Genomic DNA, 19,304 nt, shown 5'->3' on the forward strand with positions numbered 1-19,304 from the left:
TATTATCTATTAAGGAATGAACTGCTGTACAATCTTGGTGACGACTCCATCCTTCACCGTCAGATGGTAAGGGTAGTCGCTCAGATCGAGAACTTCATTTTGCGGGAAAAGCTTGGCGAATTGATCCACCGACATCGGCTCGTTCCATTCGGTATCAAGCTTGGACAGGTCGCCGGTTTTATCGTAAATCTGCATCAGAACCAGCGCATCCGGAGAAACCTCATACTGCTTCACGGTCGGATCGTTGTTCACGATATAGTAGCCGTCCGGCGCTTCATCCAGGCCGGCATCGGGCTCATGCTTCACAAATTGGGCATTTGCTTCATCGCCCTCGTACCATTCAATCTGATCGGCGCTTATGTACCACTTGCCGTCTTTATGAGTTAACCCGCTAATATAATCCGTCTGGGAGTTTACTGTTTTTTCGAAGGGCTGATAGTCCTCGCCAACGGCATTTGCAGTTGAGATGAAGTAAAACAAAATCGATGCGGTAGCAATGACACTGAGTAGGCTTTTTTTCATAATTAGCTCGTCTCCCTTTCTAATCCTAGGAAATACTGCCCAGTTATCCAGCCATGAAGCCTATTAACCGGGGAAGCCGGGGATGAATCAGCTTCTTATACCATTATAAACGGAGCAACCCGGCAAGAAGTTGCAACAAAGTTACAACAAGTTGTACTCTATTAAGGTAAGTGTGACAACAGAAAAGGAGAATGCAGCCATGCTTCGCAGAACTATCGGATTTTCGATCTTTCTTATCGTATTCGCAGCCCTTACGTATTATATTGGCTGGAATCTCTCGCTATTCTTAAGCAGTATCGGCACTGGCGGCAATCTGTGGATGTGGCTCGTTGTAAGCTTCCTGTCCCTCTCCTACATGATTGCGATGGCGCTTATCCGCCTATGGGGCGGTCTGCCGGTCCGGTTGTTTAAGCAGATTGCTTCTTATTATTTAGCGGTTCTGGAATATTTGATTCTCCTGCTTCCTTTGGCCAATCTCGGCTGGCTGGTGGCTTCGGCAGCAGGAACTTCCCGCGAAGCATATACCCAGGCAGCGGGCTGGTCTGTAATTGTGCTGCTGGTGCTGCTGATGATTTGGGGAAGCCGCAATGCTTGGAGCCCGGTTGTAAGAACATTTAATATTGATGTGGATAAAAAGGTTCCCGGCCGCGATCAGGTGACGCTGCTCGTAGCGTCGGATATTCATTTGGGCGATATTGTCGGCAAACGTCATCTGTCGAAGCTGGTGCGCCTCAGCCAAGAGCTGAAGCCTGATCTTATTCTGCTTCCAGGCGATGTGATTGACGATAGCATCAAACCTTTTATCCGGTTAAATATGTCCCAGGTCATATCGCAGCTGAAAGCGCCGCTTGGCACCTATGCCATTCTCGGAAATCATGAATATTACGGCGGCCACATCTCCGAGTACACGGCAAAAATGGCGGAAGCGGGCATTCCCGTTCTGCAGGATGAGGTCGTGGAGACTGGCGGCATTTATATTGCCGGGCGTAAAGACCGCACTGCGGAAGCGATGTCGTACGGCGGACGCCTCCCTACCGCCGAGCTGCTGCGTCAAGCCGATCCGTCTGCACCTATTATTTTGATGGATCATCAGCCTTACGGATTTGCTCAGGCAGCAGAAGCGGGGGCCGATGTGCTCCTCTGCGGCCATACGCACCGCGGCCAGTTCGCTCCTAACCACCTCGTTACGCGCCGGCTATTTGAGCTCGATTGGGGCTACATGAGGAAATCCGCCCTGCATGTGCTCGTATCTTCTGGATTTGGCAGCTGGGGCCCTCCTATCCGGCTGTTCAGCCGCAGTGAGGTGCTGCATATCACCATTTCTTTTGCCAAATAACCTGCTTTTCAGAGACGATAGGGAACGGTTTTAGTTCTCTACCGTCTTTCGTTTTTGTAGGGGGACTTTCCTTCCTGTTATAACCCGGTTTAAATAAATTTCAAGTATGGTTTACATAATTATGCTTACAAAGAAGAATGCTCGGCCATAAGTGTAAGTTTTGTGTTCCCGTTGTAGGCAGCCGGATACGTTGCTACAATTATAGGAAAACCTTGGAGGAGCGATGCTCATGAACCTTTTGAAGGTAAAAGACCGCATGGAGCTGGACCGCCGCGTTCCTTCCATGCCCTGGTATGTAGAAAAATTCATCAACTATAAGCTGCCCGACCTCTCCCCCTCTTCCCTGCTGGAATATGTGCGGGATTACGAAACCTTTTTTAACTGGATGCTTGCTGAGGGTCTTGCTGCCGGACCTGGAATTTCCAAGGTTACGCTGGAGGAGCTCGAAAAGCTTCATATGGACAGCATCGACGCTTATCGCATGTTTCTCGCTTCTAAGCCGGTTCAGGCCAATAGCCGGACGACGGTATCGCGCAAGCTGAGCTCGCTGCGCTCCCTGTTCCACTACCTCAGCCAAATTGCTGAGGATGATGAGTTCTATCCTCTGCTTAAACGCAATGTGATGGCTAAAGTAGCCATTAAACGGACCCATAAACCTAAGGATACAGCGGCTAAACTAGAAGGAAAACTGCTTCAGGAGGAAGAAATCGGCGAGTTTTTGAGATATGTAAAGCATGATTACGGTCTCGACGCATCGCTAAACAAACAGGCACTCTCTTCGTTTGAGAAAAACGCGGTCCGCGACTCCTGCATTGTCAGTCTGATTTTGCATTCCGGCCTGCGCGTTTCAGAAGTGGTCAATTTGAACCTGGATGATCTTGATATGAAAAAAAAGATGGTATACGCCTATCGCAAAGGAAGCAACGAGGATACGTTCAAAACCCCGGTTTATTTTCGCCAGGAGGCCGCTGCGGATCTGCAGGAATACATTAATTTGCGGGATAGCCGATATGCTGCGCCGCGTAAGGAAAAGGCGCTGTTTTTGGCCGTCGCCAACGGCAAATCGGAAGGCTCGCGCATGACAAAAAGGGCCATCCAGCAGATGGTCCTCAAGTATGCCAAACGATTCGGCAAGCCGTATTTATCTGTGCACAAGCTGCGGCATTCTTTTGCTACCGACTACTATCTGCGCAACGATCTGTACAAAACCCAGGAGCAGCTGGGCCATGCCTCGCCCGATACAACGCAGATCTACGCGCATCTGACAGATAAAACGATGCAGGAAGCAATCGACCGCATCCGGCAGGACGACTGAAATCGCTTCCCGACTTGTCTCTTAATGATCCCAAAGCTGCGGCATTGCGCCTTCCTCAACCGCGAATTCATAATCCTCAATATCAAAAACCTGGACCGGCACCTCGGCTTCGATGAGCCGGTCTTGGAACTCATATTGGTCCGAAAGTATCGGGATTTCAAGCTTGGATGCGGTCAGCAGCAGCTCTGTTTCGACGGGATCAAAAAATTCCCCGTATTGCGCATTGTCCATCGCATTCACAACCGTGAACTGGATGCGGTCGTTCAGGATGAGCGGTGAGCTTTCCCGCCACGGCACCTGGAGCGCTCTTTCGATTTTTTTACGATTCAACGGGTCCTCGAAAAACTGGATCAGCTCGCCGATCTTGCCGCGCACAAAAGCGTCTTCCGTCGGATCGTCCATCACTGGTTCCGGACTGTCCTTCATCTCGTATAGCTCCAGAACCGTGGAGTACGGCAGGACGAAATCAACCGGCAGGCTCGGAACGAGCAGCTGTCCGTAAGTCGCCACCATTACCGCTTCAATAACAAATCTCCGCTGCATTCCAGATCCCCCTCTTCAAGCAGCATAACCTTAACCTTAATCGTGAATCCATTATACATGAATTAGCTTCTGTGCCATAGGGCTTAGCTTCAGTTGCTTGCAAATTAAGGCAAAGGTACAATAACAGTACTAGAGGGCGAGTTTTGTCCTATTTATGGAGGTTGACCGAACGTTGCAGCAGGAGCAAATCATCATTATCGGAGCCGGACCTTGCGGCCTTGCCGCAGCTATTGAACTACGCAGCCAAGGCGTAGACGCATTAATTATAGAAAAAGAAAATCTCGTTCATTCTATTTCGCAATATCCAACCTATTTGAGCTTTTTCAGTTCTCCCGAGCTGCTGGAAATTGGCGGCGTACCGTTCACGACCGCGCAGGAAAAACCTAGCCGCCTGGAGGCGCTCAACTATTATCGGACCGTGGCGCTGCGCAGCGGCGTCCGGATTAACGCTTATGAGAAGGTAAACGCCGTTGTTAAGGCTGAGAACGGATTTCAAATTGAATCCTGCACGAGCCACGGCGAACAGCGCCAGTATAGCTGCCGGGCCCTCGTTGTGGCAACCGGGTATTTCGATCATCCGAACCGCATCGGAATTCCTGGCGAGGATTTGCCAAAAGTGAGCCACTTCTTTCGCGAAGCCCATCCGTATACTGGCATGAAGGTCGCCATAATCGGCGGCAGCAATTCCGCCATCGATGCTGCGCTTGAGCTGGAACGGGTTGGCGCCGAGGTGACCGTCATTTACCGCAAACCGGACTACTCTCCGCATATTAAACCTTGGGTCAGACCCGTGTTTGAAAGCCTTGTCCGCAAAGAGCGGATCCGCATGCTGTTCAACTCCAGGACGGTCGCCATTGATCAGGCCAGCATCACCATTCAAGGCCCTGAAGGCGAACAACATGAACTGGAAAATGATTTTGTTCTCGCTTTGACGGGCTTTCACCCCGACCGCGAGTTTTTGATGTCATTAGGTGTTGCGATCGAGCAGGAAGGGTATCCCTTTTTCAACAGCGAAACGATGGAAACCAATATCCCGGGCATTTATTTGGCCGGCGTCGTTGCTTCGCGCCATGAAGCCAATGAAATTTTTATCGAGACGGGGCGTTTTCACGGCGTCCGCATAGCGGAACATTGGCTGCAGCAGCAGTAACATATACAGCGGCAGCTTTGGACTGAACTACAAAGTCCGAAACTGCCGCTGTTTGATTGTGTCAGTCAAAACCACGCTCGAGCCATTGCTTGCCCGGAGCTGCTAGCTTAACTTTTCTTTTATTTCTTTTATAGACAATCCGCGTTCTTCTTTCATGACACGAATTTCCTCAAGACGCTTTAGCGCTAATTCGCGCGGGTATCTTCTTGTCAGTCTTATATCATCTTGCTCAAAAGGAATCATATCCTCTTCCGTGTAATATTTAATGGTGCTGTATCGGATTCCCGAAAGTTCAACCAATTCGCTGATACTCACATGCTCTGACAGTAAAATTTTATCCAAGCTTCTTTTTCTTCCCATTTATTTTCTCCTTATGGTGCTGCAATCATGAAAGCTACATTCCAGCTTCAATATTTTGAATAGCTGTATGAACCGTCTTGATTTTCTTGTTTATATCCTCTTTACGCAGTATTTCCAGCCTCTGTTTTAATGTTTTTTGTTCGTAATCGGAAAAATAATCATTTAACATGTTTTTGATGTTTAAAAATAACACTAAAGCTACTGTATGTTCTTCAACTTTCCCCTGCTCAAGTAACTCAGCCCGAATCTTTTCCACGATGCGGCTCCTTGCATTTGCAACATCAGAATATTTTTTTACAGGGACTACAAATAACACTTCCGTATTTTCAATCTCTAAAACCCCTTTATCTACAAGGCTTTCTACAACCATTTTATAAATTTCCTTTTGTTTGTAATAAAAGTAAGATACCCATTCTTTTAGCTTTTTTGGTTTTTCTGCAGCGATAATTTCGAGTAATCGGTCCAGATATTTTTCACCTGTGGATGCTGTATTTGAAACTTTTACCGTATCATTATCTTCAAATGAAACGTTGCCACTTATAGAAAGGTCAAAAAAACAAGCCATTACCGTATACAAGGCAACGTTCGTCCGAAAACTTGACTTAATTTTATTCGTTTCGCGATCTAATGCGAGTAAGACAAACTCTTGAGGAATAGATAAATTTTTCAGCATAGGATAAACATCCTTCCGGGGGATTTTACTTACTACTTACTACTTACTACTTACTACTTACTACTTACTACTTACTACTTACTACTTACTACTTATAATAATTTATCAATCTTAATAAGTCAACGGGCACCTCGGATCGTTGACGCTGGCTGTAAGCCCTCCTTAAACGGATTGAGCTATCCTGCTGAATTGGCTAATAAACCTATAAAACTACGTCTAGTATCCATGTATCTGGCTGGACATAGTAAAAGCCGAAGCCCGCTCCTGTTGTTTTTCGATCTGACTTCTCTTTTTCTATTGACCTTTTACCGAAATATAATTGATATCATTAATGGTTTACATAATTATGCTTACAAAGTTTTTGGGTCATTAAAAATACCACAAGTAATCTTGCGGTATTTTGGAACAAACCATTATGTTAGTGAGCTTAACCGTGTTTCCAGCGTGTTTCTCCAGCTGGAAGCCAGCTCCGGAACGGCTAACAGCCTGCTGATCTCAACCGGGTCTTTTTTACGCGTATAGTAGATTCGGTTCGCTTCTCCCACCGTCAAGCCGTGAGCCGGCCTGTCCATTAGCTCAAAGTTTAAGCCAGCCTCTACCTCCCCCGGCTGGATGACTCTCAAATAAAACCCGGTTCGGCCGCTTTCCTGAACCCATGCTGGTAGCTTTGGCTCCCCGTGACGAATGCCCAATTTAAAACAAGGCTGCCTCGGCTGGCTCAGCTGAAATATCGCGCTCCCGCAGGCAAATGTATCGCCAATGACGATATCCTCCTCCGTCAGTCCTTCTAATGTCAGATTTTCTCCAAAGGCTCCTGGCGGCAACGGAGCTCCAAGTCTGTTTTCCCAATAGCCGTAATGATCCTGCAAATAGACACAGACCGCTTTATCCTCGCCGCCATGATGGACAAGATCGGCTTGTCCGTCTCCAGCCGGTCCTGTCCGGCTAATATGTACCTTCCCTGCACGGGGAGTTTTGAAAATGCCGGTTTGTACCGTCTTATCGCCATATGCGACCGGCGCCGGCAAGCCGATGTTAACCGAAGAAATGCTCCACCTTACGTGCGTCATCCGTCATACCCCCTTCAACGGAACCATTATAAAAGAAGCGGATTGCCATCGGCAACCCGCTTTATCTTTTGAGCGAATCTCGACAAAGAATGCGTCGTTTCGCCACAAAATGTCGAAAAATTTTCCATCTTGTTGCTTTGTGCGCTTCCCCGGGAAATACCAATCAACATTTCCCGTTATTCCTCTTGTTTATTGGGGATGTGAGCGCTCCAGCTGAAGCAGCTCATGACGGCTTGCAGGCGGTTTGGACGGCTTTTCTGCAGCCGAAATGCTGCTTCGTTTAACAAATATGCAAGTAACCGCTCCTATACAAACAGCAGCGACAGCTGCAGCAGGACTGCCCACAGCAGCGATGCAAGTCATTGCTAATAAAGCCACGACCGCCAGCCAGCGTGTCGCTTTTGTAACGCGACCAAGCGACCATAATGGCAAAATCAGCTCTTGCTCTGCGTCCTTCCGCCGTTTGAGCAGCGACGCCAGCGGAAACATAATGGCTCCGTGGTGCAGAATAATGCCTAGCACTAGCAGAAATAAAGCGGCTCCACCCCAATTGTCCGGCAAAAGAAGGGCGATGACTGCGAACAGCGCGCTCATGCTCCCCGCTAAAACGGCCGTACCCGTGAAGCTGCGCCATCTGCTGTTCACCACGCCAAGTGTTGCCAGCACCCGGCTGCTGCTTTCCCGAGCCAATGCTCCGCTCAGCCGTGTGGAAGCGAATAGGATAGACAGCGCCGCAAAAAACAGGCTGAACACAACAAGCAGGTTCAACAATCCCGCCAGCAATGGCTGATGGCTCCATAACGTGCTTATAGCCCCCGGCAGAGGCCCGGCAGCTCCGCTAAATAACCGGGAAATACCGAACATCGCGACGAGCGATAACAGCACGTAGCCAGCCGTATAGATGTAGGCTGCCGCTTGGAACTGTCCCCATGGAAGCCTTATGCGAGGCTCGACCGTTTCCTCCGCGGCCGCTTCTGCAGAACCGCCAGCCACAAACATCCGCCATAAAAGCAGTACCCCAAGCAGCCATCCGCCGCCGTCTGGGACTGGTGTCGAAAGCGCTGACGTCTGTCTGGTTAAAGCTGAATACGTCAGGTCCGGCCACATGGATAACGTAAGCAGCAGCAGCAGAATCCCGCCAGCTAAGAGCTGAATGACTGCGGCAGACGCTTGATAATTCCCGTACAAGCTGTTGCTCATCCAGCTGAGTATCGTCTGAATCGACAAAAAGACCATGAATGCTACGGCGGATGCAGCCGCTGCAGAGCCGCCTTGCCAATATGCCCATAGATGGCCCAGCCATCTCGCCGCTTCTATATTCAGAAAAGCGACAAACGCCCATTGGCCTCCAAGCTGTAACAGCGCCGCAAGCCTCCCGTCCCCTTTGCCTGTCAGATGAGCTGCCGCTGCGGCGGCGCCTTTGGCAGTCGGCACTGCCGACATCAGCTCCGCCTGGCAAGCATGCACGGCAAGCGCGCAAAGCCCTAGCAAAGGCCATACCCATACGATTAACGGACCGCTGATCGAAAAGCCTGCTGCAGAAAAAAACAGCGCTCCGCCGCCAAGCAGCGCCATTGCGTTAAAAGGAATTCCAAAAGAGATTACCGGTCCAAATCGCCGCTTCAGCTGCTGGGCAATGCCAAAGCGGTTCAGCTCCGTTTTATCCTGCATGAACTGGATATACGGCGCATAACGGATCAGCGACTGATAACCGCTGCGAATTCGCCTGTTTTCCGTCGCAGCGAATGCCCCGAGCCAAAGCAGAGCCGTCAAACAGAACCACGCAAATCCGACCCATATCCACATCTGCTCCGCCCCCTTTTGCGATGATGGAACCGAGAAACGATCCATAAGGAAGCGAGCTTATTGATTCACTTCCATCACTCCTAGGGGGCCGTCCTGCTTAATCATATCGCCAAGATCGTAGACGGAAATCGGGAAATACGGGAAGCCGTAAACATAGGGCGTAATTTCATAAATGCTGAACCATATGACAAGCGTCAAATCCGCGATGTAATAATCCTGATCGGGGCGGATCCCGGTAAATGGCTGAAGCGTCTCGATGCCGCGCTGCTTGATCTGCTGAGCGACAAGCTCCGACAAACGCGTTTTGTAATCCGCATTGCGCTTAAACAATCCCGATAACGGAACCGGCTTGCCTTCCGTATTAAGAAAGGTCAGGGAGCGCTGCAGGGTCAGACCATGGGCGCCGCCGGTGTACGCGTAGTTGAACAGCGAGAGGCTGAGTACGCCTTTCTGGTTGTTTTTAATCTCATAAAAGCCATCCATTTCAGAGCGCGGGTCGTCCAATGAGCCCTGATCTTCCACCAGCATCCGCACCGACGATCGAATTGACGCATTCATCGATGCCGCCGCCTCCTCTTCGCCCGGAAGAGTAACGACAGGGTAAAACAGCTCGGTTTTGGGACGCGTGACTCGGCTCGTATGAATTCCGGCCGGTTGAACAAACGGCATGACTTTTCACCTGCCCATCATAAAATCGGTCTACCCGATTGTATGCGGACGGAATGAAAAATCATGCCGTTATCCGTTAAAGCATCATCTTTTCGCGTTCAGTTAGCCGGCGCCCGTTCACTTGCAGCACTAGCTTACCGCCGTTCAGACCAATAATCCGGTCAGCATATCGCTCCGCCCAGTCCCCTTGATGAAGCACGGCGATAACGATGAGACCTTGCTGCTTGCACAGCTGTTTGAGATCGCCAAGCACTTTATCCGCAGCATGTGGATCAAGACCCGACACCGGCTCGTCCGCCAGCAAAACGCGGGCTCCGTGCACAAGCGCCCGGGCAAACGCCACACGCTGCCTTTCTCCCCCGCTTAACTGCTCCGCCTTGCTGTGTGCCTTATCCAGCAGTCCGAGCTTCTCGAGCGAATCCATCGCTCCCATATAATCGTCATTGCGAACCATACCCGTGGCGCGCCGAAGCGGAGATGCCTGTGACGTGCTGCCGATCAGCACATTTTTAAGTGCGGTTCGCCGCGGATACAGCGAAGGTTTTTCCTCCAGCAAAGTGATTTCCTTACGGACGCGCATTCGTCCCATCCAGTTGGTCTGCACTTCTTTACCGTCCACTTTATACGTTCCCGACGTCCAGCTCTCTTGGAGAGCGAGACATTTGAGCAGCATCGATTTGCCGCTGCCGCTGGAGCCTTTAATAGCAATGAATTCTCCGTCGTCAGCGCGAAAGCTGATATCGTCAAGGACTACCGGTCCCCCCGGAATCTGTTTCTTCAGATGTGCGATATGTATCATGGCTGGCAGCTGCGCTCCTTCTGGCCGAACGGCGTTAGGATCCCCGCTTCGGCAATCGTTGTCATTCCTATTTTATCAGTGTAAGGGAAACAAAAAGCTCTTTCCACACGAACAAATGTTTGCTATAATAAAAACAGAACAAACGTTCCGATAATTACTTAATGTCAGGAGTGTGATTGGAATGAACTGTGATAACTTTCGATTTATTGAGCGCCACCGCCCCTATCGCGATTTAACGTTTAAATTTTACGATGACGGCCGGCTGACGATTATCGACAACGAATCCCAATCCGCGCTAACGCCCTCCGACCTCAAAGGCGAAAGCCGCGATTTCTACGTGCGCCAGCGCATCGCCTTTATTAAGCGGGATCTGGTTGCCAAGACCCAGCGTTATGCCTGATCGGCCCTTTTGGCCGAATTGACTGGGCCTCCTTCTTTGGGGTAGATTGAAGGGAAGCTTCTCATCCCGTTTAACCAGAAGGAAGGATCTACACTTAATGACCACATCGATGCCGCAAACCATCCTGTTTGATCTGGATGATACTCTTATACACTGCAATAAATACTTTAACCTGGTCATTGATCAGTTTGTTGACGCTATGCTGGTTTGGTTTAACTCTTATCCCGATCTGACCGAGGCAGCAATCCGCCAGAAACAAGCGGAGATTGATATTGCCGGCGTAATGGCCAGCGGATTCAAAAGCGATCACTTTCCGCAATCCTTTCTTGATACGTATGTCGACTTCAGCCGTCTTACCGGACGCAGCGAGGATTCCAACGAAATTGACCTGCTTTGGAGCCTTGGACAAAGCGTCTATGAGCAGGAAGCCGAGCCGTATCCAGATATGGAGTCCACATTACTTAAGCTTCGGGATGCGGGACACGAGCTCCATCTGTACACCGGAGGCGAACCCGGAATTCAGAAGCGCAAGGTGGATCGTTTGCAGCTGCAGCGCTTTTTCGGCGACCGGATCTATATCCGTCAACATAAAAACGTCGAGGCATTGGAGCAAATTTTAACAGATGGCGGGTTTGACCGTTCACGTACATGGATGATTGGCAATTCAATCCGTACCGACGTTGTTCCCGCTTTGACGGCTGGAATTCATGCCATCCATGTGCAAGCGGTAACGGAGTGGCAGTACAATATTGTTCATATTGATGTCGAACCGCGTGGAGCATTTCTTCAGCTGCAGCATTTACGAGACGTTCCCGATGGAATTGACCGCTTCCTTTCCCCACATCTTTAATGGCATCAACGAACAAAAGGGCATGAGAGCTCCGGACTTCCGGTTCTCTCATGCCCTTTTGTTAACTTGTGGTTTCTCTTGCGGCCGGCGGATCATTTGTGACGTCCCGCGAACATTATGACGGTGTGCAGCGGAATCCAAATTCGGCGGCTGGCGCGGCCCAAATAATCGGCAGCATTTGCTTTTACACTGACCTTGTTCACGGAGCACTTATGATACTGATGAAAATCTCTGATCTCCATTTCATGTCTAAACAGCGAGTCGTACATTTCACTCTCTCCTCACAGGATCAGGCTGGTATCGTGTTCCTGCCCCTGCAAGAAGTATCTCATGACATAACTGGAACAAAAAGTGTACAATATCTCAAGACAGTTTCCTCTTTTACTAGCTGGAAAACGCTTCCTTTTACTAGTTAAAGGTTGTCCTTGTGATTAAGCCGGCCAAAAAGGAGAAAAGAAGCGATATGCTGAGTGCAGAACGATATCTGCTCCTCTTGAATCATTATGGAATTCTCGATCCGGATACGGAAGTAGCGGCGACTCTTGAAGAACTTGCTGCTCTTTTCCATTGCACCGAACGGAACGTTAAACTGATTATACACAAGCTGGAGGACGAAGGCTGGCTCAAATGGCATGCAGGCCGTGGTCGAGGCATTCGTTCCCGCATCGAGTTTTGCACAAGCCGTGAACAGTTCCTGCTGGACACTGCCAAGCTGATGGCTTCAGAAGGCGATTATCAGCAAGCATTTGAGCTGATGAAACATCACGGAGACCGCACGTCGGCGCGCGACCGGTTTGTCGATTTTTTAAACGGCCATTTTGGTTCCGACCGGCTCGATAACGGAATGCGAGAGCAGCGGGATATATTTCGGCTGCCCGTTTACCGGCCGCCAGTTTCGCTGGACCCGGCAAAACTGTTTTTTTCCTTTGATTCCCATCTGATTCATCAGCTGTTCGATCGGCTGCTTGGCTTTGACGCTGCTACCGGCAAGGTTGTGCCTGCGTTAGCACATCATTGGGAGAGCAGCGAGGATGCGCGAATCTGGACCTTCCATCTCCGTAAAGGCGTCAAATTCCATCATGGAAGAGAGCTGACATCGGACGATGTCTGTTTTACATTTCAGAGACTGGCGGACGGCAAGCCGAACCGGTTTCTGCTGGATACAATGGTTGCAGTAGCGCCGCTAGACAGCAGAACGGTGCGCATCTCGCTCCGTCAGCCGAACCGGCTGCTTCCGAGACTGTTATGCTCCGCCGTCGCCTCCATCCTGCCCGCTGATTTGCTGCAGGAGGACGAGGAGCGATTTTGGAAGCTGCCTTGCGGAACCGGTCCGTTTCGGCTTAACCGGTGGACCGCGGACCGTTTAGAGCTTGCTGTGCATGAATCCTATTACCAGGGACGGGCTTATTTGGATGAGGTGCAGATTGCGATTATGCCGGAGGACATCCCCGCAGAAACGCGCCATAAATGGGGCCAAATTACAGCCAGCGACGCTCGCAGAACCGCCCGTCCCGAGTATAGCTGGGAGCAGATTCAGTCCGTCAATCACGGCTGCAGCCTCCTGTCCTGGAATCGCCGTAAATCTGGACCGCAATCCTCCGTGGCGTTCCGGCAAGCGATTCACCTTTCGCTTGACCGTGCTGGCCTTTGCCATGAAAGCGGGGAACACTGTTATCCGGCTTACAGCTATTTTCCGAAGCCGCATTTTCATCCGGCGCTTGACCGTTATGAGCCTGAAACGGCGAAGCGGCTGCTGGAGGAATGCCGGTACGACGGAACTCCGCTCGAGCTGCTGACCAATATGGTTCAATTGCGGGAAGCCAAGTGGATCCAAAAGCGCTGCGCGGAAATCGGCGTACCGGTAAACATTCATATCGAGAACCAGAACGCTATTTTACCGTCGGAGCTTGTCATGCAAGCCGATTGCATCTTACTCCATCTTGTATTTGCCGAGGATGAAGTATGCGAGCTTGAAAACTACCTGCAGGACTCCAGTTATGTCAGGCAGCATATTGATCCCTCGCTCGGCTCATGGGTCAAAAAAATCATTGATCTGCTTTTTTCTGCCGAAACCGCAGAAGAGCGGCGTTCACTGCTTCGGCAAATCGAGCAGCGCCTGCTGGACGAACATCAGATTACGCCGCTTATGCACCGGACGATGAGCACATATGTGCACCCTTCCGTGCGCGGCATTGACATCAATAAGCTCGGATGGATGGATTTCAAAGATATTTGGCTCGTGTCGGAGGCTCAATCCGTCACTAATTTGAGCACTCCATTATAAGGCTGCTGCAGCAGAAGCCTTCCCTTGACAGACTGGCCGTTAGCCGCCGTGAAGGTCAGCAAGCTGGTTTGCCCTTTCCCAAGCAGCGATTGCAGCATCGGCAGGCTGAGCTTTTTGCCATGCTGCTCTTTCCAGATGACAAATCGACAGCCTTCCTTGAAACGGGAGCAGCCGAAGCCACGTTTGCCCTCAATTACCGCTCCGCTGCAGCCCGGCGATGGACATGCTCCGAGCGGCTTCAAGCCTCCGGATGAGGCAGCTGGGCGGGAAGTAGCTTGAACTGATGCTCTTGTGTCCAGGGCAGCTCCGCGGGCTGCTGGGAAAGCCTGATTAGCTGCCGCTGAGCTGGTGCGGACCGATTCGCCGTAACCGGCGTGATCTGCTGCTGAACTGTAGCCCTGCTCGGTTCGAACTGGTTTTGCTGAAGCTGAGGTTTTGACCGTTCGGCTGCCTCCGCTTCCGTTTCGGCTTGCTGCATACGTTTTCCCTGCGCTTTTATTTGCCGTTGCGCCCGCCTGCCGCTGCTTGCCTTTGCGCGTCCCGCCCCGTCCTCCGGAACGTTCCGGCTCCTGGAACGTCCCGGCCGGCGCGGGAGGCTGCAGGCGGACCTTTTCGACAATATGCCTGGCAAACTGCTTCACCTTATCCATAAACGCCTCATCCGAAGCCTCATCACGTGCGATCTGAACAAGCCTGCGTTCCCACTGGCCGGTCATCATTGGCGAAGCAAGCAGCTCAACTCCCGCTCCGCGAATGAGCTCAATCGCCGCAATGCCTTTAGGTTCTATCTCCAGCTTTTTGCCAGCCGTATGAATGTAACCAACCTGCTTCAGCCTTTCGATTGTAGCCGCACGAGTGGCCGGTGTGCCGAGTCCGCTGTCCTTCATCGTTTCCCGCAGCTCTTCGTCCTCCATCGACTTTCCGGCGCTCTCCATCGCTTTCAGCAGCGTGCCTTCCGTGTACGGCTTTGGCGGCTGTGTTGCTTTCTCCTCCGCTTTAGCCGATTTGCAAACGACTGGAGTGTTGGAATCGACGCTGAAATCAACATCGGTGAGCAGCTGCTCTTCCTCTTCATCCTCGTCTTTTTTTGTTTTGCTGCGGCTTTTTTTGCCTTCCTCCGCATCGGACTGCCCTTGAGTCACCTTCCAGCCTGGATCAAGAAGCTGTTTAATCCGGGTGCGGAACGTCTCCTCTTCTACGATGGTTAATACAGTATGATTGCGATAAACGGCCGGGCCGTAGTAATGGGACAAAAACCGGCGCACAATAAGGTCATATACCTTCTTCTCATCTGTGTTTAACGTTCCAGGCTTTTTAGGTGTCGGCAAAATGGCGTGGTGGTCTTCCACCTTGGACGGATTGCAAACCGCTTTATTTCCTTTATGCACTTTAAACCGGTCTGCTCCGGCGGCAAGCTCCGCATATTCCGTTCCGCGCAGCATATCGAGCGTTTTTGTCATAACCGGAATCGTTTCCTCCGTCACGTAATTTGAATTTGTACGCGGATATGTAATGACCTTGTGTTTCTCATATAAAGCTTGGGCCAGATCGAGCGTTTTTTTGGCGGGAAAGCCGTAACGACCGTTTGCCTCGCGCTGCAACAGCGTCAAATCGTGAAGCCGGAACGGATATTCCTTGGCCTCAGCCGTTTCGTAACTGGAGATGCGCCCTGGTTTGCCTTTAACCTTTTCGGCAATGGCTTGGGCCTTTGCTCCATCCGTCAGACGGTCTCCCTGCCAAACTCCTTTGTACTTCACCGGTTTCTGCTCGAACTGAGCTTCAATCCGATAATAGGTTTCGGATTTGAACGCTTCGATTTCCTTGAATCGGTCATAAAGCAGCGCCAAAACCGGTGTCTGAACACGTCCGACGGACAATAACGTGCGATGACGGATCGTGAATGCCCGGGAGGCATTCATCCCGATGAGCCAGTCTGCCTCGCTTCTGGCCTGTGCAGCCCGCGTCAACGGCGCATACTTCTCATCGCTCGCCAGCTGCTGAAACCCTCTGCGAATCGTTTCGGGCGTCAAATCCGATATCCACAGTCGGTCAACCGGCTGCTTCAGCTTTAAATGCCGGCGAATGAGATGAAAAATAAGCTGCCCCTCTCGCCCCGCGTCACATGCGTTAACGATCCGGCCGCAATGGCGGGCCAACTCGGATATAACTTTGAGCTGGTCCTTAGTCCGGGGATTAGGAGACAGCTTAAAGGAATCGGGAATAATCGGCAGATCGGCATCCTGCCATTTTTTGTACTTTGGGTCATAATCATCCGGCTCAGCAAGTCCAACCAGATGACCGATTGCCCACGTAATAATAAACCGCTCGCCTTCTAAATGAGTGCGACGGTTGGAAGCCTTCGGCTCCATGACGGCTGCAATTGTCCGTCCCATATCCGGTTTTTCGGCAATAATAAGCGTCTTCAACTCAAACCGGCTCCTCTCTTATGCTTGGAGGAAGCTGCTCCAATCCCTCTGCCAAAATGAGGAAAACTGCCTGGCTATAGCTCAGGCAGCAATGTCCTCCAGCATGTCCAGAATATCCGTGACTCCATTCGACCAATTCGGGTCTTCGGCGTATTTGCGGTTGATCCAATCAATCGGATCTGCGTTATCGGGACGGTTTTTGCTGAGGTTGACCACTGTTTTGGCGGCGATCATGGAGGATTCCTCTATTGTTGTGTTGAAGTCCTGCCAGCTATGATACACGTTAAACGGATTATTGGCTATCTCTTCTGCCCGCGAATGATCCTTCTTCACGAAGCTTTGCTCTTGGCCCGTTATCGCAAAAAGCAGCAGCGGATCGATATTGTATTGTTTAGCCGCCTTAATAATTGCATCCATATATTTTGGCTCGGCCAGCATGGAAGAACGGCTTTCCAGAAATGATTGCAGCTTACCGTATTGTATATCGGTATACTGCAGCGATTGGGGAAGTTCATTTTTGTAGGTCGATTTTGAAGTTGGCGCAGATTGAGCTTTTGGCGCGGCTGCAGGTTTCGTCTTTGCATAGGACGCCTCCGATTGCACCGCTACCTTCTTCTCTACATGTGTACCCGAGGAAGGTTGAGACTTTAAGGAAGAAGCTGATACGACCGGCATAGCGCCGAAACCGTTGTTAAAATGGAACAACGACCATGTGGATACGAGCAATCCGCCAAGCAGCATAATAATCACTACAGCTGCCATAAGCACTTGTACGCTCGGCAAATTACGCAGTACAGGCAATGTGCCGGAATCTCCGGACGTAACAATCGGTTCCGCTTCAACCGCTGCAGGAGCGTTCAGCTCACGCGCAACTGCATCTAGGAGCGGCTTCTCCTTCCGAACCGGTTTAACGAGTCTGAGTACACGTTCGAACTCGCTCATGCCAACCGAAATGTCAAGCCTGCGCTCCACCCAGCTGCGAAGCGGTCTAGCGATACGCTGGTCCCGAACATCCAGCTCCATGCACAGTTCAAAAATATCTCCGCTGCGAACAACCCCGCCGCTTTGGCCGCGAAGCTTTCTGCGAACGAGTCGGCTGGTCAGCTCCTTTTTTACCGCTTCGGCAAAGTCGGGCAGCTGTTGGTCTATAATACGCCGAATGGCATCGGCAACTATTTCTCTTTTCTCACTTTGCGGTTTATCAGGGTATTTATCGTCAATAAAGGTTCTGATATGGTGAATATCCGCAGGCGTGAGAATTGAGGCGCCTTCGGCAGTGTTCACGGGCATCCGCTCCTTATGATCTTAGTTGGTTTTGGCAATAGGCCTATTGTACCATAACTAAGATAGGTTCAGAGCGCACAGTTGCTGGAACCACTGCTAATTCAATCCATTTATGAATGAAATCTCATCAAACAGAAAAGGCGCCTGGATGGCAGGCGCCTCTTAAGAAGTTAAGGAAGCATGCTGCTCCCAGTCAAAAATTTATCCACTTCACGAGCCGCTTCGCGACCCTCATTGATGGCCCAAACAACAAGGCTTTGGCCGCGGCGCATATCGCCGGCTGCAAACACCTTATCTACGCTTGTACGGTATTCGCCATAACGGGCTTTGACGTTCGTACGGCGGTCTTGGTCCACTTTGAACGCGTCAACAAGCGTATTTTCCGGACCTTCAAAGCCTACAGCGATGAAGACGAGATCTGCCGGCCATACTTTTTCGGTGCCTGGCAGCTCTTTGTAGATTTTGCGGCCGGTTTCGTCAACCGTACGCTCAATTTGAACGGTATGAAGCTCTTTAAGCTTGCCGTTCTCGTCGCCAACGAATTTTTTCGTCAGGACGGAGAAAGCGCGAGGATCTTCGCCGTAAACCGCTTTAGCCTCTTCATGAGCGTAGTCGAGCGTGTAAACGTTCGGGAACTGCGGCCATGGGTTGTTAATGGAATCGCGCTGCAGCGGCGCTTTAGCATGCGTACCGAACTGAGTAACGGATTTGCAGCCGTGGCGCAGGGCCGTTGCGACGCAGTCCGTTCCGGTGTCGCCGCCGCCGATTACGATAACATCCTTGTCTTTGGCGGAAATATAGTTGCCGTCCTCCAGGTTGGAGTCCAGGTAGCTCTTGATGGTGCCGTTGAGGTAATCCATCGCCATATGCACACCGTTCAGATCGGAGCCTTCAATATCAACGCCGCGAGCTTTGGTAGCGCCGCCGCAAAGCACGATGGCGTCAAACCCTTCCAATAACTCTTCAGCCGAGATATCTTTGCCGATTTCGGTATTTGGCACGAAGTCGACGCCTTCCGCTTCCATCAGGTCAACACGGCGCTGTACAACGCCTTTGTCCAGCTTCATGGTTGGAATGCCATAAGTGAGCAGGCCGCCGATACGGTCCGCACGCTCATATACCGTTACGGTGTGGCCGGCTTTGTTCAGCTGAGCGGCACAAGCCATGCCGGCAGGGCCTGAGCCGACTACTGCAACCTTTTTGCCCGTGCGGACTTTGGGAGGTTGAGGCACAACCCAGCCCTCGTCAAAACCACGGTCAATAATCGCTTGTTCAATCGTTTTGATTGTGACGGAGTCACCGATCAAGCCGACCGTACAGGAGCCCTCGCAAGGGGCCGGACAAACGCGCCCTGTGAATTCTGGGAAATTGTTCGTTTTATGCAAACGCTCCAGAGCTTCACGCCAAAGTCCGCGATAGATCAGATTGTTCCATTCCGGAATCAGGTTATTGACCGGACAGCCGGAGGCCGAACCCGCCAATTCCATTCCCGTGTGGCAGTAAGGCGTACCGCAATCCATGCAGCGCGAGCCTTGTGTACGGAGCTGATCATCGGGAAGATGTTTGTGGAATTCATCCCAATCTTTAATTCTTTCCAGCGGACTGCGGTCTGCTGGGAGCTCGCGTTTATAATCCATAAAACCAGTTGGTGTCGACATCTTTCCCCATTCCTCCATCCATAAGGTCCCGTATTATCTGTCTTCGTATAAGCGGTCAACAGGCCGGTGAAAAAGCAGGCGCTGCGCCGACGATTCGGCCTCCGCCTCCGCTGCTTTTTTCATGACGCTTGCTGAACGCTGTTCCGCCTATTTCGGAAC

The 19,304-nt window shown here is 51.0% G+C and carries 18 protein-coding genes; 6 read left to right on the forward strand and 12 right to left on the reverse strand.

Annotated features, from left to right (window positions below):
* Positions 1-9 precede the first annotated feature (9 nt).
* Complete coding sequence (locus M3223_RS16135; protein WP_251563317.1) at positions 10-522, reverse strand: hypothetical protein; 513 nt, start codon at positions 520-522, stop codon at positions 10-12.
* Between the two features lie 199 nt (positions 523-721).
* Here M3223_RS16135 and M3223_RS16140 point away from each other — a divergent pair, with 199 nt between their 5' ends.
* A complete protein-coding gene (locus M3223_RS16140; protein ID WP_251563319.1) occupies positions 722-1,858 on the forward strand; it encodes a metallophosphoesterase in 1,137 nt (378 codons plus the stop codon).
* A 229-nt stretch (positions 1,859-2,087) separates the two neighbouring features.
* Positions 2,088-3,173: a tyrosine recombinase XerS gene (gene xerS / locus M3223_RS16145; protein WP_251563339.1), complete on the forward strand. Its 1,086-nt coding sequence runs from the start codon at positions 2,088-2,090 to the stop codon at positions 3,171-3,173.
* A gap of 21 nt (positions 3,174-3,194) precedes the next feature.
* On the opposite strand, the gene M3223_RS16150 is transcribed toward xerS, so the two are convergent.
* Positions 3,195-3,716 carry an ADP-heptose synthase gene (locus M3223_RS16150; RefSeq protein ID WP_251563341.1) on the reverse strand — a complete coding sequence of 174 codons (522 nt, stop codon included), beginning with the start codon at positions 3,714-3,716 and terminating at the stop codon, positions 3,195-3,197.
* A gap of 154 nt (positions 3,717-3,870) precedes the next feature.
* Between M3223_RS16150 and M3223_RS16155 the strand changes: the two genes are divergently transcribed.
* Entirely contained in the window at positions 3,871-4,866 is a 996-nt protein-coding gene (locus M3223_RS16155) for a YpdA family putative bacillithiol disulfide reductase (protein WP_251563343.1), read from the forward strand.
* A gap of 102 nt (positions 4,867-4,968) precedes the next feature.
* Here the strand turns inward: M3223_RS16155 and M3223_RS16160 are convergent, their stop codons facing one another.
* The 6 genes from M3223_RS16160 to M3223_RS16185 all read right to left on the reverse strand — a co-directional run bounded on the left by M3223_RS16160 (position 4,969) and on the right by M3223_RS16185 (position 10,243).
* On the reverse strand, positions 4,969-5,226 hold the full coding sequence (locus M3223_RS16160) for a MerR family transcriptional regulator (RefSeq protein WP_251563345.1): 258 nt from the start codon (positions 5,224-5,226) through the stop codon (positions 4,969-4,971).
* A gap of 34 nt (positions 5,227-5,260) precedes the next feature.
* Entirely contained in the window at positions 5,261-5,899 is a 639-nt protein-coding gene (locus M3223_RS16165; protein WP_251563347.1) for a GOLPH3/VPS74 family protein, read from the reverse strand.
* A gap of 413 nt (positions 5,900-6,312) precedes the next feature.
* Positions 6,313-6,969, reverse strand: coding sequence for an MOSC domain-containing protein (locus tag M3223_RS16170; protein ID WP_251563349.1), 657 nt, complete (start codon positions 6,967-6,969; stop codon positions 6,313-6,315).
* 189 nt (positions 6,970-7,158) lie between these two features.
* Entirely contained in the window at positions 7,159-8,775 is a 1,617-nt protein-coding gene (locus tag M3223_RS16175; protein WP_251563350.1) for an amino acid permease, read from the reverse strand.
* 57 nt (positions 8,776-8,832) lie between these two features.
* A complete protein-coding gene (locus M3223_RS16180; protein WP_251563352.1) occupies positions 8,833-9,444 on the reverse strand; it encodes a DUF3298 and DUF4163 domain-containing protein in 612 nt (203 codons plus the stop codon).
* 76 nt (positions 9,445-9,520) lie between these two features.
* On the reverse strand, positions 9,521-10,243 hold the full coding sequence (locus M3223_RS16185) for a phosphonate ABC transporter ATP-binding protein (protein WP_251563355.1): 723 nt from the start codon (positions 10,241-10,243) through the stop codon (positions 9,521-9,523).
* Between the two features lie 181 nt (positions 10,244-10,424).
* On the opposite strand from M3223_RS16185, the gene M3223_RS16190 reads away from it, so the two are divergent.
* Together M3223_RS16190 and M3223_RS16195 are read left to right on the forward strand one after the other, a co-directional pair.
* Positions 10,425-10,643 (forward strand): hypothetical protein, encoded by a 219-nt coding sequence (locus M3223_RS16190; RefSeq protein WP_251563357.1) that lies wholly within the window; start codon positions 10,425-10,427, stop codon positions 10,641-10,643.
* Between the two features lie 97 nt (positions 10,644-10,740).
* Positions 10,741-11,493 (forward strand): HAD family hydrolase, encoded by a 753-nt coding sequence (locus M3223_RS16195; RefSeq protein WP_251563359.1) that lies wholly within the window; start codon positions 10,741-10,743, stop codon positions 11,491-11,493.
* 92 nt (positions 11,494-11,585) lie between these two features.
* Here the strand turns inward: M3223_RS16195 and M3223_RS16200 are convergent, their stop codons facing one another.
* Positions 11,586-11,762 carry a hypothetical protein gene (locus tag M3223_RS16200; protein WP_251563361.1) on the reverse strand — a complete coding sequence of 59 codons (177 nt, stop codon included), beginning with the start codon at positions 11,760-11,762 and terminating at the stop codon, positions 11,586-11,588.
* 194 nt (positions 11,763-11,956) lie between these two features.
* On the opposite strand from M3223_RS16200, the gene M3223_RS16205 reads away from it, so the two are divergent.
* A complete protein-coding gene (locus M3223_RS16205) occupies positions 11,957-13,777 on the forward strand; it encodes an ABC transporter substrate-binding protein (RefSeq protein ID WP_251563363.1) in 1,821 nt (606 codons plus the stop codon).
* On the opposite strand, the gene M3223_RS16210 is transcribed toward M3223_RS16205, so the two are convergent.
* From M3223_RS16210 to M3223_RS16220, 3 genes are all read right to left on the reverse strand, one after another.
* Complete coding sequence (locus M3223_RS16210) at positions 13,744-16,203, reverse strand: type IA DNA topoisomerase (protein ID WP_251563365.1); 2,460 nt, start codon at positions 16,201-16,203, stop codon at positions 13,744-13,746. The two genes, M3223_RS16205 and M3223_RS16210, sit on opposite strands and share 34 nt — an antisense overlap.
* Positions 16,204-16,284: 81 nt before the next feature.
* Entirely contained in the window at positions 16,285-17,487 is a 1,203-nt protein-coding gene (locus M3223_RS16215; RefSeq protein ID WP_251563367.1) for a hypothetical protein, read from the reverse strand.
* A gap of 170 nt (positions 17,488-17,657) precedes the next feature.
* Entirely contained in the window at positions 17,658-19,145 is a 1,488-nt protein-coding gene (locus M3223_RS16220) for a glutamate synthase subunit beta (RefSeq protein WP_251563369.1), read from the reverse strand.
* Positions 19,146-19,304: the final 159 nt, after the last annotated feature.

Origin of the sequence: Paenibacillus pasadenensis, assembly GCF_023715725.1 — a bacterium.
Taxonomy (GTDB): domain Bacteria; phylum Bacillota; class Bacilli; order Paenibacillales; family Paenibacillaceae; genus Paenibacillus_O; species Paenibacillus_O pasadenensis_A.